This window comes from Ureibacillus endophyticus (assembly GCF_024159215.1).
In the GTDB taxonomy this organism is placed as follows: domain Bacteria; phylum Bacillota; class Bacilli; order Bacillales_A; family Planococcaceae; genus Ureibacillus; species Ureibacillus endophyticus.
This window is the reverse complement of the sequence record NZ_JAMYWW010000001.1, coordinates 1,846,839-1,863,303: the sequence shown is the minus strand read 5'-3', so window position 1 is coordinate 1,863,303 and position 16,465 is coordinate 1,846,839. Positions and strand designations below refer to the sequence as shown.

Genomic DNA, 16,465 nt, shown 5'->3' with positions numbered 1-16,465 from the left:
TAAAATAATATTTTTATAGATTTTATACCATATTTTGGTGAATTTATCTAATTTTATGTTATAAAAGTTTACACGTTTTATTTATATTTTAAAAAAGTATGAAAATTATGTGAAATGATTGAAACTTTCGAGGTGTGGGGAAGGGGTAATCAAAATAAAAAGACGAGGATTCGAATGAATACTGAACGACAATCGAAACTTAGTAGAAAACATTGTGTGTAAGTGGAGATGTAGTGAATACTAACCATATTTAATTGCAAAAAAAAATTTTTACAAGTAAAGGATTTTGCAAAAGTCAATAGAAAATTTAAAAATATCGAAGGAAATGTCTGAACTCTAGGGATAATTACTCTCAAGGGAAATATAATGTATAAAACAAGTAATATTCCGCATACTGTAAAATTTTTGAAAATAAAAAATGTGGATTGGATTATAGGGTTTTATTAAGCGGACGAGTTGCAAGAAAATGGTTTATTTCTATAGATTGGTTTGACTATGAATTGAACGGTGGGGGGATGAAAGATGAGCGACACAGATAAAAGAAGTTACCATACTTTAGCTAACGACGAGTGGGACTTATTCTTAGAAGCATACCGTTCGTATGAAATTCAACAATGTCACCAAGAAATATATTTAAGTGGTTTCAAAAGAAATGGAGATCGAATTAGAAGAGCGGCAGAACGTCGTATCGATATGTTGGAAAATGCAGACTATCAAAAACTGTTTGCAGATTTTGGAGCAAACTTTTCAGAAAGTATTGAAATTGAGTTAGAAACAACAGGGGATTATAACTTTTTCAGATTGTTTGATCTGATGTTTACGAAAAAATCATAAGTACAATTTATGGTGAGGAAAACTGCTCACCTTTTTGTATTGTCTGTATTAAAATAATACATAAAAGAATTGTTTTTATTTTTCCTTGGGAGTTAACTTGAGGATTATAAACATTTACTTGATGTTGTTACCTTAGTAGTCATGATATATAGGTCTATATAGAAGCTATTTGAGTAAAAAAATAAAAAAACATAGACAAACTATAAAAGTAAAGCTAGAGTTTTGAGTTTCTGTACGCGGGTTCGACTCCCGCCGTCTCCATAAATAAAATTCACTGGATTTCAAACAGTGTCAAAACCCTTGAATATCAAGGGTTTTTTATTATGCACTGTTCATTCAATAGCATTTGATTTCAATGAATGGCATTTAGAATGGCATTTAAAATGCCAATGTAAATTTGATCAGAAATCCGTGTAATCATCTAACTTTTCTGCAGCTTCACCTTTAGCTTCGTTAGTGACATGAGCATATATGTTCATTGTAGTTTTGATATCAGAATGACCTAAACGTTCTTGAACCTCTTTGATAGGTCTGCCAATCTCGAACAGTAAACTACAATGGGTATGCCGTAGACCATGTGTTGTAATTTTTTTTAATCCGTATTTATTTTGAACATGGACTATCCATTTTCTTGTTTTTGTTGGTTGTAAAAATGTATTATTTTCATTACTAAAAACTAATTGGTTTGGTTTTAAAGTATTGTATCCTAATTTTAGATATTCTTGTTTTTGCCGTTTCTTCCATTCGTGTAGTATATCCATTGTTTTTTTACCCATCTTAATTGTACGTGGTTTTTCTGTTTTTGTTGGACCTAAATATAAACGGTTTTCTTTCCCACGTTTCAGAGCCTTGTTGATACGGATTTCGTTTGTTTTGAAGTTAATATCATTCCATGTTAATCCTAGAGCTTCACCTTTTCGCATTCCAGAATAAGCAAGAAGTTGGAATAAAGTGAAAGCCTTATAATTTGATTCTTGTTCTAGGCATTTTAAAAAATGTAAAAGCTCCTCTTTTGTATAGAAGTTTTCTTCTTCCACTATTTCCTCTAGATCTTCAAGTTTTATTGCTTCTTTTTTCTTCTTAGAAACTTTAACTTCCTTCATAACATTCCTGGAAATGATTTTTTCCTTAATAGCATAATCGAATACAAGTGAACAATAAGATTGGACTGTTTTGAATTTTTGTAACTTTTCTTTCCATTCCTTTACGTGCTTTTCACAAATTTTTGCATCAATTCTTTCAATACGATATTCGCCAAATTTCGGTAGAATATGATTTCTAAAAATCCCAGATGTTTTGACAAATGTACTTTCGGCAACTGTTGTTTCGTATTCTTTAATCCATTCATTGTAGACATCTTGAAACGTTTCTAACGATTTCTTCTGATAGGTTCCGTTTGCAAATGCAATTTTTAATTGCATTGCTTTTTGTTGTGCTTCTTTTTGAGTGTTACATTGACTAATTGTCGTTTTTACACGTTCGCCTGTTAGTGGGTCAGTACCAAGATAAACTTGAATACGATAAAATGTTTGACCATTTTTTTTATATTTTGTTGGCTTAGCCATGAGATCCCTTCCTTTAATCCGCTTGTGGGGGCAAGACTAGTTAGGAAAAAATAATTAAGCCGTTCAAATATATACTATTCATTTTATCATCAAATTTGATTAATAGATTCATAATATTTTTTTTACGAAATTGTAAGTTTATGTATAACAATCTTAATCGATTGAATAGTATGATACGAAAACTATTTTAGGAGGTAACCTATGTTAGGTAATAGAGTGAAAGAAATTCGTAATCGTAGAGGAATGTCAATTTCCGAGTTAGCTAGACGTACTAACCTTAGCAGAATGACCATAATAAATGTTGAGGAAGGGAAACTTATTCCTAATATGAAAACAGCATATCTGATCTCAAAAGAATTGGAGAGAAATTGGGAGGAAATTTTTTATCCTACAAATATAGACACTGTAATTGAATCAAATAAAATTTTTGATAATAGGAAGTGGAAAAGTGAAGATTGAGTTTACAATGCCACAAGGACTTGAAGAGCAATTAAAGTCTATTGTTATCGAAGCTACAGAGCAAGCGATACAAGAGTATTACGAAAGGCTTGTAGCTAAAGAATGGATGTCAATTACTGAAGCCACTAAATATCTCGGTGTCAGTCATAATACGTTAAGAAAATATCTATCTTCGGAAATACCAGTTTGTGTCTTAGATGGAATAAAGCGTGTAAATAAACATGATATTGATGCTTTTTTGAGAAAAAATAGTTATTAATAATAACGCTTGTGGGGGCGTTGTTGGTAGAACTCTAAAATGTGAAAGCTAAGATAGGAATAAAATGAAAAATAAATTCCTATGCCGTGTAATTTATCTTTTCAAAGGAATAAAAAATATTTGCACTGGAACAATAATGGTAAATTACTGCAAAACAAAAAGGTATTTTGTGTACAAGCTAAATATATTCAATTTTAATCTACATTATTACAACTGATTTTATATAAAATAATTATCACTCAAAAGAGTGAAGGGTTGAATATAGATATTACTTGTTGGTCGTGAAGGAGTTGTTCTTGTGGAAAATTCCAATCGTATACTAGAGAAAATATTGTCCATGTCCGAAATAAAGAACTTGCTAGACCAATATGCAACTGTATCTGACGACATTCGTTTTGAAAAAAAAGAAAAACGAATTCCTTTTCTAATTGGTATTTTAGCGAAACAAATGGATGATCAAGAATTGAAACTGAAATTCTGTGAATTAATACTAGACTATCGTACCTCGCTAGTTTTAGAAATCTTACAAATAGCACATGAAAAGTTGAGAAAAAATCCAAGTGTTTTGAAGGATTTTGACGGAAACCCATTAACTAATACATTGCAATTGATTGAACAACTAGATGCGATTCTTCCGAAAAAATACATCATGCCAAATAATAAGTTGGCTAATGAAATGCCGAAAGGGAGTATCGACTACGGTGATCAAGTAGAGTTAAAAGTTAACGGCAGAAAACCAGTTTTTACACAAGTTTCGATTAACTATGACGATGATAATATCCAAATTTACGAAAAGGATAAAAGGTTTACTGCTTATGACAGAAGTGTCCATAATGCAATTTGTAGCTTATTTGAAGCTGGAAATACAAACTTCACGCCAGATCAAGTTTATCGTTGTATGAATGGTCTTGAAGATAAGCAATATGTATCACCACAATCTGTTGGGGCAATTACAAAGAGTCTGGATAAAGCTAGACGAATAATCGTCAAAATAGACTATACAGAGGAAGCTAAAGCCTACAAAAAAGACACGGAATATTGCCTAATAGAAGATCACATTTTACCAGCTAAAAAAATCAAGGTAAGAGCTGGTGGTAAAGAAGTTTCTGGGTACAAATTGCATGGCAAACCTATTCTTTACGAATATGCACAAGTAACAAAACAAGTTATAACTATCCCTAGTAATCTACTGAATACTAAAGATGTAATAAACACTACACCAGAAGTTATTGTAATTCGTGAATATCTGATAAGACGTATTGAAGTGATTAAACATGATAAACGGCAATCAAATAGAATACTGTTACAAAAAATATACAACGAAATCGGTCAATCTGAACCAAACAAGGACAAAATGAAAGCGATTAGAAACATCATCAACAAACTTTTAGGGAAATTTCAAAGGGTAAAATATATAAAGTGCTACAAATTTTATAAGGAAGGTCGTTCGTTTAAAGGTATCGAAATATTTTATTAAATAGGAAGATTAGGTGCAATAAATCTCCCTTTTAGGTGCAATAAACCTACACATTTGGTGCAATAAATCTCCCTTTTAGGTGCAATAAACCTCCCTTTTAACGTATCTAGAAAACACTTATAACCCAACAGCCACAAAGGATGGCATGTTTAATGGGAAATGCTATAAGTATTATAAGTAATGTAAATACTGTACTGAAAAAGGGGGCGTTGAAATTGCCCCCTTTTCTTTTTAATAGAATGAGAAAAAACTAAAAAAAGAGGTTGATCTCATGAGAGCAGAACAAATAAAACAAAATGTTAGCGTAGTAGAGGTGTTAGAACGTTATTTACCAGTACAACTCTCTATGAAAGGAACAAAGTCAAGAAATATTCCATGTCCTATACACAATGGAATAGATGATAATTTTGGGGTGGATATAGAGAGGAATATCGCTACTTGCTTTAGCCAATGTAGTAAAACCTGGAACGTAATTGATTTAACAATGGAGATTCACAACATTAATTTTAAAGAAGCAATTAGTTTGCTAGAGAAAGATTTCAATTTGCAGGTTACAAATATACCTTCCATAACTAATACTCGTCCTAGTAATCGTAGAAAAACAAAAAAAGTTGTTAGTACTGCAACACACACGACTAACCGAAAATACAGTCATTTTTATAACACTTTAACACATGACAATTACTTTCTTAACCGCAATTTATCTCTAGAAATCATAGAAAAATACAAGTTAGGGGCAGTAACGCATGCTACTGATTTAACCGTTTTTGACGAAAGAGAACAATACGGATTGCAATTTCATAGGTTCATCATTCCAATTACAGACCGCTTTTTTATTGCACGACTTGATGAAAAAAACGCTGACGGTCCTAAATACCGAAACTTCGGTAATCCAGAACTGCTGAATAAACATTATGTTGGAGATCTCTCTCAAATGTTTGTATTTGTTACAGAAGGGGCGATAGATGCTCTTACGATAGAAAGTTTAGGGTATCATGCAATCGCTTTAAATTCGGCTTCAAACAGCTCTCTATTGGTGAAGGAAATCCAGTTAAACGAAGAAAAGGCTAGGCAGCAGCAGTTTATTCTCTTAGCCGACAATGATGAAGCTGGAGCAAAGTTAGAAGAAAAGCTTCATAAATCATTTAAAGAGATGAATATGAGTATCTATGTTCACAAATGGTATAAGGACATACCGAATGTGAAGGATATTAATGAATTGGCTTCGAAAGATATAAATCAAGTCGTAGAACTTCTGGAGTGGGCATTCAACGAGTGTATAAATGGAAATAGTGCTTTCCATGTTTTAATGGATTTTTATAATGAGATGAATCCGATCATGCCTATTCAAATAAAAAAATTCCCAATTCTGAACGAAGTGATTGGTGGGTTAAGAAGTGGGCTTTATACAATAGGTGCAGCTTCAAGTATTGGGAAAACCACATTTGTCCAAGAAATTGCTGATGATGTAGCTGCACAAAGTGAACACGTATTATATTTCACACTTGAAATGTCAAAGAAGGAACTACTAGCAAAATCGTTAGTACGAACAATGGGCGAAGTTAAAAAGATAATGAAACAAAAAGGTGAGATTACCTACACACGTGATTTACTTAATGGTTTTATTAAAGATCATAACTTATTTGTAATTGCTATGGGAAAGTACGAAAAAACAGCTAAAAACCTTTTTTATCATGAAGGTGTATTCGATATTAGCGTTCTCATAATTCGTCAAGAAGTAGAGAAGCATATTCGTTTGCATAATAAAAAACCGCTTGTAATTGTAGACTATCTTCAAATTTTACAACCTATTAGTGACCGTATGAGTGAAAAACAAACAACAGACAAGAACGTAACGGAGTTGAAACGACTTGCAAGGGATTGTGACGTTCCAGTAATCGCCATATCGTCTTTCAACCGTGACAGTTATAACCGAGAATCTAGCTTTTCATCGTTCAAGGAATCTGGTGCAATCGAATATGGCAGCGATGTTGTTTTGACACTTGAACTACAGAAGATAAAAGAACTAGATAGGTCGGCAGATGGTAAAGTGAAAGAATTAGCTGCACTAGAATTAGCGAAGGGAAGTCTGGTTCGAGATATTAATCTAAAAGTGTTGAAGAATCGCTTTGGGAAAGCATTTGAGGAGATCGAATACAGTTATATGACGAGTTTGAACACATTCACTGAAAAAGTTGTTCGTGATTATACTGAAAAAGCGAATAGGAAACGTATTTAAGGTTGCTAGAAATAGCAATCCTTTTAATAGACTTTTTGATACCACTATTGCAACACTGAAACAACAAGTGAAACAATGATAGATTAATAAACAGTTGTATTGCCTTATTCCGAATCAGTTGAAAAGAACACGAATAGACCGATTTGATACCAGTGATGCCAAATGTCCAGCAAATGATCACCAAATAATAACATTGAAAAACTCTAACAAGTATATAACGTGATAATAGCAGGTGTTTTGACGTTTATGTTTGTTAAGAATTGTTAGTGTTTAAAAATTTAACACTCTAAATCGTTAAAGTGAGTTATTTCTTTTAATTTGTAAAATGTTTGAAAATGCCTTACAAAACCTCACAACAATGGAACAAGAATCCTTCTAACAAAACTATACGAATAATCCTTCAAATCCTATTGTGCAAAAAGTCTGTAAATCAATCCACAATCAGCAACTCAACCAATTCAACGAAAAACGAAAAAATTAGATAAAAGAATACCTTGGTACATGAAAGTTCTGTCCTGTCTCACATCCCCCACATACTACTAATAGTTCACCGAAATTCTATTAGTGACATTATTTTCCTTAATGGGTTATTGTTAATGGGGAGGGATTTATATATGTTGAATAAATTTATAACTAGTACTTTGTTAATTTGTGTAGTGATATTTCTAATATCTTTATACGCACTAATAGTTCAAACATTTGATGTAAAAAGTGAAAATCTAGCAACGATTATAAGTGGTATTTTGGGGATGTTGGGGGGGATAATTGGGGCATTTGGTGCTTATTTTGCAGCAAGATATCAAATAAAAAAACAGAAGGAGGAATTTGAAGAAAGAGAAAAAATTAATGCAAGACCTACTATTGCCTGCTTTGAATTCAAAGGTCCAACAAGACTAGCTAACGTTAATATGCATGAAAATGCTAGATTATTAGCAACAAAATTTTATGAAGATAACAAACATTTACCGTACTTTAGTTTTTATGAACTTAAAGTTTTAGGTAAAACTAGTAGTATTTTTGATTGTAAATTAAAGGTGACTATGGATAATGTGCATGGAGAAAACTCAATAATAGAAGCCTATTTGGGTATCATGGAGAACAATGTAGAAGTGTTTATCCCATTGCCTTTTATTTACCTGCAAAGAGAAAATGAATATTTATCTTATACACATATGGTGGAATTGGAATATGAAACTTCAAATGGCGAAAAAATTAGGTATGTTTACAATTCAACAGAAGGATATGAAAGATATTTTATAATTGAAAATAATCAGGAAATCTTATTAAAAGACATTGAACTATTCGGCTCCGAATGGTTATTGCCAGGAAGAATAAAATAGTTATTTAAACTAGTATATATGCACTGATTTCATAGCAATTTCAATGAGTTTATATGGAGAAGCTGGATATATAGTTGAAATAAAGGACAATTACTGAAGCTGATTCTTCAGATGAATGATAGTTAAAACTTTTATGAGGTGTTTTAATGAAACATGAGCTTTTGAGTAGAGGGATATATGCAATCTTAAACAAACAGCTTAATATGGTTTATGTAGGTGAAACAGAACGAAATTTTCTCATTCGATGGATTGAACATTTGAGGACTATACCAAAGTACAAGGATGATCCTAAACGAATACATCTTTATTTAAACAAGGCGACAAAATTTATAGTTTTAAAGAAAATGGATGCCGAGGGCTATTCCAGGAAGGATTTTTTTAAATTTGAACATGATGCCCAGGAATTTTACATAGAAAATGGTTGGGATGTGTTATCTTCAGTTAGCTACAATCCAAATCGAAGTTATAAACATCGTGAATTAACTTCTGAAAAACTTTTAGAACGTTATAGAAAAGCGGTTAAACATATGGCTTATGTCCTTTCAACTGTAAATACAAAGAATAAAAATGGTTCTTTTATTTTAAGCAATCTCTATAAAAAGGTGGAGAAACATTTCGAAGCAGACTTTCAAAGTAGGGAAGGTAAGAATACTTTACATAAATTACACCTTGAAGAACTTGAGTTCATCATGCTTGACCTTTATCCAAGGTATTATCATAAAAGATTAGATACCTTGAGAACTGAATATAAAAATATCGAACTTCCAAAAACGATTTTTGATTTTATAGAATGAGCCCAAATATTTATTTTGGTCGTTTATCAAATTGTTAACAGTATTTTACATTTGTAAATGTTAGTTTATTAGTAAAAGGAGGGGTTACAATTGCTTGGAAAATATACTTTGTATGCAATAATGAAAAATGGCACTCGGTACATATTAAAATTTGATGATTATTTTCTGAAAGTTTTAGAAGGCTTTGTTAGTGGAAGGATTGGCAATGATGTCATCAAATTGATAGACATCCTAACGATAAAAGAAATTGATTTTTTACACAAATTAACCAGCGGAGAGTGTGAATACTTCCTAATAAAGTCAAAGAACTCAAAGGTTATTAGAAAAATTGAAAACAATTTATACTTAAATGTGTAGTGTAAAAGCTACATTTTTTTTATTTTCAAAACAGGTACGAATAATAAGTTTTTTGATTAGAATAAGACATTTTGCTAGAAGAAATTAATCTAAAAGTAATTTTTTAATACTGCCAAATGGCGAGTATAGTTTCACTTACACACTGATAGTCCTTTCTGTCGAAGGTATATCAAAATTGTGTTAATGACATAATGCACCAAGATATTTAATATTAATAGTAAATATATGGGACAGAAGGTGTTTTTTGTGTCGAAAGTAAAAATAGTGAAATTTAATTTTTTTCAACCAATTATCAAAATAGGTGATACAGACAACATTCTAGATTTGACAGATGTTCTTGAGAGAATTCGAAGAAATTATCAAAATGGGCAGGGTGAGTTCAAAATTGTTTATGAGTATAATGGCGAACCAGCAAGATTAGCTGATTTGAGTGTTGATCCTGAAACAGGTCTTTACCATCTTATTTTTGAACGCTTAAATTACCAAGTACCTAGTCGAACAACTTTGCACGGAGAATCAACAGCAGTTGATTTAGAAGATGATGAGTATATTGGATTGGATGTAAGTGTACTTTATGATCCAGAAGATCATGTTTTAATGATTCAAAGAAATAGGGATTCTCTATCCCCAACAGGTATTGAGAGTGTTTTGAGAACAATCCTAGATAATCAAATTCACATGATGAATGGTGACTTTAGTTTAGCTGTAATTTCAGATGAGAATATAAAACATAGAGCACTAAGACAATCTGCATATAGAAAAATACATTTTAAAGTTACTGGTACAAAAGCGAGTGATATAATTAATCGTTTAACAAATCGTCAGGAAGATTTAGGTATAGATAATGTTGAAATAATATTGAATTCTAAGCCCCAAAAAAGTGCAGTAATCAATGAAGAGTATGCAAAATCACTTTTGGAAGAGTACAGTGAAGATGTTGAAGTGCAAAAATTAAGAATTAGATCAAGACAAACTGAAGAAAGTCCTGTGGAAGCAATCGATTTATTTGATTATAAATTACAATCTTCATGTGAATTTGAATTTATTGAGGATAGACACTTAAATCCAATTTCAGTATTTATTAGAATGCAGGAAATTTATATCGGAGAATTAAAAAACGTTATTAGGAGGGTGCGTGGAATAGTTGAAAACGTCTAATATATTGATGATTATATTCATTGGCGTTTCACTTTTATTATCGATACTCACTTACATTTATTTTCCTTTTTATAAATTGAATGGCTTTGATAAGGGGCTTGAAGGAGTTTTATTATTTGCAAGTATTAGTCTTGGTTTTTACGGAGCGTGTTTAAGTGTTTTAGCATCAATTTTTCATACCAAAGTTGTACGAACTATAATGAGTGATAAAGAGGAAAAGAAAGAATTTTCTATAATTGTATTCAGCACGCTAATTTCAGGATTCATTACTGTATTTTTAACGATTGGGTTTAGAGTCATTTTAGGAAGCTCTATATTAAAAGAACATTTAAAGTTAATCAATTCCCTGTGGGTATTTTTTACACTCTTATTTGTAAGTATGAACTTTTTATTTGTGTTAATCTCATTTTTAATTTTCTTTAAAAATACTGAAATTAAAAAAGATAGTGTTTATAAACCGATATTAAAAGATGTTAAATAGTCACACTCAAATGAGTAGTGGCTTTTATTTTATTAATTGGTGTAGATGATATTTATGAAGTAGTAGTCGAAAATCATATTAGATTAAACATTCACACATTTTCTATTTAGATTAAAAAACGCTATTGAATCTAAAGATTGAGCTTCATTTTTGCTATCATTAGATGTAGGATTAACGTAATCTTGTTATAAGTATAACTATTAAAATGCATAATCATAATAAAAAGGAAAAAGTACCTAAGAATACAATCCGTGATGGTACAAACACTTATTGTTTTACTTTATATTCAATACATTTAAATATAAAATTTTTAGTTAATAAATAATTGTTTTATAAGGAGCTATAAAATGGAAACAAAAATAAATAAAGAAATTAGAGAAATACTTGAAAAGTTTGGAGAAAAATATTTAGTTGATGGCGTTATGAATAAATCTAAAGTGATTCAAGACTTAGAATCATATAATGAAGATTTATTAACTGAAATATTGTCAAATAGTACCGTAATAGAAAACTTTACAAAAAAAATAAATAATAATTTTGTTTTGCAAATTAATAAACTAATTGAAGTATTTGAATCTGATGAATATTGGGAAGATTCATATACCAAATACTCTAAAAAAATTGGTTTGACATCTGGGGGGAAGTTTATTGATGAATCAACCGAAGTTGTTTTAGATTTTCCATATAAAGATACAATTCTAAAAGCTAGTATGTCTAAAGAAGATACAGATCAAGATGATTTAAAACCAAATGAACCATTTTTAAATGAAGTTATTGCAAAAGAAGAAATTGATGTACTCCTTGATAATAAAATTTTAGCCAATGTTAAGAAATTCAGTGTAAATGGTGAGGAATTCATTGATAAGTTTACAGATGAAGATAATTTAATAATTAGAGGGAATAATTTACTTGCGTTATCATCAATTGCGAGTAAATACAATAATAGAATAAAACTAATATACATTGATGTTCCGTATTATTTTCGTAAGAATGTTTCCACAGATACATTTAAATACAATAGCAACTTTAAATTGTCTACATGGCTAACTTTTATGAAAAATAGACTTGAATTAGCTTATGAGATGTTAAGTGAAGAGGGAGTTATATTTATTCATAGTAACGATGAAAGTCAACCGTATTTAAAAGTTTTATGCGATGAAATTTTTGATTCACAGAACTTTTTAAATACAATAGCTATAAATTTAAAAAATATTGCAGGTGCTTCTGGTGGTGGTGAAGACAAAAGATTTAAAAAGAATGTTGAGTACATAAACATCTACGCTAAAAACTATGAAGAATTACCAACATTTAAAAGTCTTTATTCATATACTGAGCTTTCAGAATTACTTGCCCACTATAAAGAAGTAGGTATTAGTTGGAAATATACAAGCGTTCTTTTTGATGATGGTGAGAAGAATTACTTAGGCGAAACGGTTGATGGCAATGGTGATCAGATTAAAATCTATGAAAGAATAAATCCTGTATTTAAATCAGTTTCCCAAATTGCTAGAGAAGAAAACCTTTCAGAAAAAGAAGTTTATTATAAATACCTTGATAAAATATTTCAAACTCAAATGCCCCAAAGTTCTATAAGATTAAGAGTTATGGAAAAGGTAAAAGAAATAGGTAGTAATCAATCGTTCTTTTCAATAGAGTATACGCCAAAATCAGGTAGAAATAAGGGCAAAGTATACGAGCAATTCTATAAAGGAGACAATTTTAGATTATTAGCATGGTTAAAAGATGTGGTGGATATAAAAGATGATGTAATTTATAAAAAAGATTTATTAGGAACATATTGGGATTATGTTAAAGAAACAAAAAATTTATCTAAAGAAGGACAAGTTATACTTAATAATGGAAAAAAACCTGAAAAACTACTAAAAGATATAATTGAATGTGCAACAGATGAAAATGATATAGTCATGGACTTCTTTTTAGGTTCAGGTACAACTGCAGCAGTAGCACACAAACTAGGTCGTCAATATGTCGGAATTGAACAATTAGATTATGGTGAGGATGATTGTTTAGTAAGAATGAAAAATGTTATTAATGGAGAGCAATCTGGAATATCCAAGGATGTTGAATGGCAAGGTGGAGGATCGTTTATTTATGCAGAATTAATGGAAAAAAATAGCGGATTTATTAAATCAATTATTAGTGCAAAGGATAAAAATGAATTAGCTAATATTTTTGAGTTGATGTTAGAAACAGCTGATTTAGATTTTAGAGCTGACTTAAATGAAATTAAAGAGACAGTTTGGAATTTGGAACTTGAAAATCAAAAGCGTACGTTAATTAAAATTCTTGACAAAAATCAGCTTTACTACAATTATTCAGAAATAGAAGACACTGCTGTAAGAAGTCTTTTATCAAAAAGTGATTATGTATTTAACAAGAGTTTTTACCAAAAGCGAGGTGAATAAAAATGGCAGTAGCAAAAAAAAAAGCTAAGAAAGAATTACCTTTACCTTTGTTTAATGAGCTAACAAAACTAGATGAAAGTTTGTTAAATGAACAAATTGAATGGGAAAGTCCTGAGTACATATCCAGAAATATGGTGCATAAATTCAGATACTACCAAGAAGAAGCTCTTAGATTCTTTCACTACTCACAAACAAATGAACAATTCCGCTTTAGAAATATTAATCATGTTCTTTTTAATATGGCAACTGGTAGTGGTAAAACGGATTTGATGGCAGGATTAGTTTTATATTTATATCAAGAACATAATTATCAAAATTTTTTATTTTTAGTGAATACGAATAGTGTTTTAAAAAAGACTATTGAAAACCTAACAAGAAAAACATCAAGAAAATATCTTTATAACCAAGAGATAGAGATTAATGGTAATCGAATTACCATCGAACAAGTACAATCTTTTCCAAAAAATCAAAGTAAAAATACTATATATTTAAAACTAGAAACAGTTCAAAGTATTGCCACAGACATTTTTACACAAAAAGAAAATTCGATGGGTAAAAACGATTATGCTAGAAATAAAGTAGTTATTTTAGGTGATGAAGCACATCATTATTCTGCTTCGACTAAATCTGAAAAAGAGTTGGAACAATCATGGGAGAAAGCCATTTCGATTATTTTGAATGCCAGAGAAGACAATCGTTTGTTAGAATTTACAGCGACAGTTGACCTTGAAAATAATAAGGTATATGAAAAGTACAAAGATAAAGTAATTTATCGTTATGCATTGGATCGATTTATAAAAAATAGATTTTCTAAAAATGTAAAACGAATTCAGTCTAGCAATACTGATGAAGAAAATATGTTAAATGTAATTTTATTAAGTGAATTTAGAAGAAGATATGCAATTGAAAAATTTGGTTCTTATATTAAGCCAGTAATCATGTTTAAATCACAAAAAATAGACGCATCTAATGAAGCGAATGAAAAATTTAATAATCTTGTTGAATTTTTAACTGCGGATTCAATAAGGGAGTTTCTAAATCGTCAGAAACATGTTGATACTGAACAAGATAGTATAACATTGGCTTTAGCACATGAATATTATCGCAATAATGATAATCAATTGAATCAAATTGTGCATGAAATAAAACGTGAGTTTTCACCGAGTAGAATTATCAACGCAAATGACAGTGATCGTGGTGCAGGAATGCTTGAAAAAGGTCAATATGATGCTCTAAACAGTTTAGAAAGTCCGACTAATCTCTATCGTGTAGTGTTTGCAGTAGCTAAACTTACTGAAGGTTGGGATGTTTTGAATCTCTATGATATTGTTCGAATTAGTGATTCAAAAGGAACAAAAGGTGATAAGAAGACGACTATGGCTGAAGCACAATTAATTGGTCGTGGTGCAAGATATAATCCATTTAGTATTGAGGGGAAGAAAAGTTTTACTAGACGTTTTGATGATGATAGTAATGAAAGTCTGATTTTAGAAACTATTCACTACCATACAATTAATGAACCACAATATTTAAAAAATCTTGTTGCCTCATTAAATGAAATGAATATACCAACAGGAACTGATACGAAAAATCCATTACTCGAAATAAAATTAAAGAAAAGCTTTATTAAATCAGATGTATGGAAGTATGGTAAGATTTTTTATAATCAGACACTTACGATAAGTGATGAATATTATGATGGGTTAGATAAATATGGTATTGATAATAAAAGTGATATTGTAATTTCTTGGATTTATTCTTCACGAGAATTAGGGTATAGGGATAATGTTGTATCTAGAGATTATTCGAATACGCACAATGTTCCAATTGAAGTTGATCAACGCTATTTGATGAAAGCAATGAATCGCTTAACTTTTTTCCATTTCGAAAACTTAATAAAATATTTACCACAGTTAAAATCCAGAGAAGACTTTCTTGGTGAAAGGTGGCTAAATATATATAATCGAACAATTTATGCAATTGTGCCGATTTCAATGTCAAAGAAAGATTTAATGCCATTAGAGAAATTAAAAATAATTGAAATATATCTTACAGAAGTTGCACAGAAGATAAAAAAGGGATATAGCAAAAAAAGAGGAACAGGAAAATTTATCGGTTATCCAGTTAAAGATTATATTATTAATTATCGTAAAAGAATACCTAATTATGATACATCAAACTTGTTACAAGTGGCGAATCCTCAGCATATTAAGCGATACGAAATTAAAGATGAATATTTTGTTTATGATTCAGCAATTATCAATCAGACTGAAAAGCAATTAATTGACCGAATTGGAGAAAGAATTGAGGAATTAAAAGAGCAGTATTCTGATGTTTATTTAATACGTATGGATGAAAATATGCATCGTGAATCGGCCAAGAATGATAAGCTAAAGCTTCATCAATTTGGTGAGAAGATAAGAGATATTTATCTAGAAGGGTTTCAACCTGACTTCATTTTATACTTACAAAATGCAGACTTTTTAATACAAGTGTTTATTGAGCCGAAAGGAAAATCACTCGAAGAAGATCAATGGAAAGAAGATTTATTAATGTATATTAATGATAATGAAGCTGAGATCTTCTTTGAAGATGAAGTGCAGGGTGTGAAAATAAAAGGCTTGAAATTCTATACAATGAATGACGAGAGAAAATCAATAGAACAGTTAGGTCAAATTACATTAGGGAAAAAGTTTAAAGGATTAAGTGTTCAAGAGTTATAGAATATAATAGTTAATTGATTTAAGTAAAACGTTAAAGGTCTTTTCCAATTAGGAAAAGACCTTTTTATACTATCTGTAACACTCTATCCTTCAAAATTCCAATACAAGTGAGCTAGATATTCCACAAAATATAGTTAAATGTATGTTAGAATTGCTTGCGGAATCAAATATGAAAAGTATTCATAGGAGTTTGTCTAAAATAGATAGAATACTAGCATTTACTTAGATTAATATAAGTAAGAGAACATATCGTTTTTATCAACAGAAAATAATATCTGGGTTACGAACCATTCCAATAAATTTCGCATTTGTAACTCCTTCTTCAAATGAAAGTGCCAGAGTCTTGTTACTAT

13 protein-coding genes are annotated in these 16,465 nt (G+C 30.4%); 12 read left to right on the top strand and 1 reads right to left on the bottom strand.

What is annotated here, in order from left to right; translation table 11 throughout:
* The first annotated feature begins 522 nt into the window (after positions 1–522).
* Positions 523–834 (top strand): hypothetical protein, encoded by a 312-nt coding sequence (locus NKR20_RS09040; RefSeq protein ID WP_121214351.1) that lies wholly within the window; start codon positions 523–525, stop codon positions 832–834.
* 401 nt (positions 835–1,235) lie between these two features.
* Here NKR20_RS09040 and NKR20_RS09035 read toward each other — a convergent pair whose 3' ends face one another.
* The gene (locus NKR20_RS09035; RefSeq protein WP_253425687.1) at positions 1,236–2,399 is read right to left on the bottom strand and encodes a tyrosine-type recombinase/integrase; all 1,164 of its coding nucleotides are present in this window, start codon (positions 2,397–2,399) and stop codon (positions 1,236–1,238) included.
* Positions 2,400–2,600: 201 nt separating this feature from the next.
* Here NKR20_RS09035 and NKR20_RS09030 point away from each other — a divergent pair, with 201 nt between their 5' ends.
* The 11 genes from NKR20_RS09030 to NKR20_RS08980 all read left to right on the top strand — a co-directional run bounded on the left by NKR20_RS09030 (position 2,601) and on the right by NKR20_RS08980 (position 16,112).
* A complete protein-coding gene (locus NKR20_RS09030; protein ID WP_253425684.1) occupies positions 2,601–2,858 on the top strand; it encodes a helix-turn-helix transcriptional regulator in 258 nt (85 codons plus the stop codon).
* A gap of 7 nt (positions 2,859–2,865) precedes the next feature.
* Positions 2,866–3,117, top strand: a complete 252-nt coding sequence (locus NKR20_RS09025; RefSeq protein ID WP_253425681.1) for a helix-turn-helix domain-containing protein — start codon at positions 2,866–2,868, stop codon at positions 3,115–3,117.
* Between the two features lie 298 nt (positions 3,118–3,415).
* Positions 3,416–4,594 carry a hypothetical protein gene (locus NKR20_RS09020; protein ID WP_253425678.1) on the top strand — a complete coding sequence of 393 codons (1,179 nt, stop codon included), beginning with the start codon at positions 3,416–3,418 and terminating at the stop codon, positions 4,592–4,594.
* A 271-nt stretch (positions 4,595–4,865) separates the two neighbouring features.
* Positions 4,866–6,833 (top strand): DnaB-like helicase C-terminal domain-containing protein, encoded by a 1,968-nt coding sequence (locus NKR20_RS09015; RefSeq protein WP_253425675.1) that lies wholly within the window; start codon positions 4,866–4,868, stop codon positions 6,831–6,833.
* 614 nt (positions 6,834–7,447) lie between these two features.
* Positions 7,448–8,173, top strand: coding sequence for a hypothetical protein (locus NKR20_RS09010; protein WP_253425672.1), 726 nt, complete (start codon positions 7,448–7,450; stop codon positions 8,171–8,173).
* A gap of 146 nt (positions 8,174–8,319) precedes the next feature.
* On the top strand, positions 8,320–8,967 hold the full coding sequence (locus NKR20_RS09005) for a GIY-YIG nuclease family protein (protein ID WP_253425622.1): 648 nt from the start codon (positions 8,320–8,322) through the stop codon (positions 8,965–8,967).
* A gap of 90 nt (positions 8,968–9,057) precedes the next feature.
* The gene (locus NKR20_RS09000; RefSeq protein ID WP_253425574.1) at positions 9,058–9,324 is read left to right on the top strand and encodes a hypothetical protein; all 267 of its coding nucleotides are present in this window, start codon (positions 9,058–9,060) and stop codon (positions 9,322–9,324) included.
* Between the two features lie 246 nt (positions 9,325–9,570).
* Entirely contained in the window at positions 9,571–10,482 is a 912-nt protein-coding gene (locus tag NKR20_RS08995; RefSeq protein ID WP_253425571.1) for a DUF6731 family protein, read from the top strand.
* A complete protein-coding gene (locus NKR20_RS08990) occupies positions 10,469–10,963 on the top strand; it encodes a hypothetical protein (RefSeq protein ID WP_253425568.1) in 495 nt (164 codons plus the stop codon). Before NKR20_RS08995 ends, NKR20_RS08990 begins: the two co-directional genes overlap by 14 nt.
* A gap of 347 nt (positions 10,964–11,310) precedes the next feature.
* Positions 11,311–13,389, top strand: coding sequence for a site-specific DNA-methyltransferase (locus tag NKR20_RS08985; protein ID WP_253425566.1), 2,079 nt, complete (start codon positions 11,311–11,313; stop codon positions 13,387–13,389).
* 2 nt (positions 13,390–13,391) lie between these two features.
* Positions 13,392–16,112, top strand: coding sequence for a DEAD/DEAH box helicase family protein (locus tag NKR20_RS08980; RefSeq protein WP_253425563.1), 2,721 nt, complete (start codon positions 13,392–13,394; stop codon positions 16,110–16,112).
* Positions 16,113–16,465: the final 353 nt, after the last annotated feature.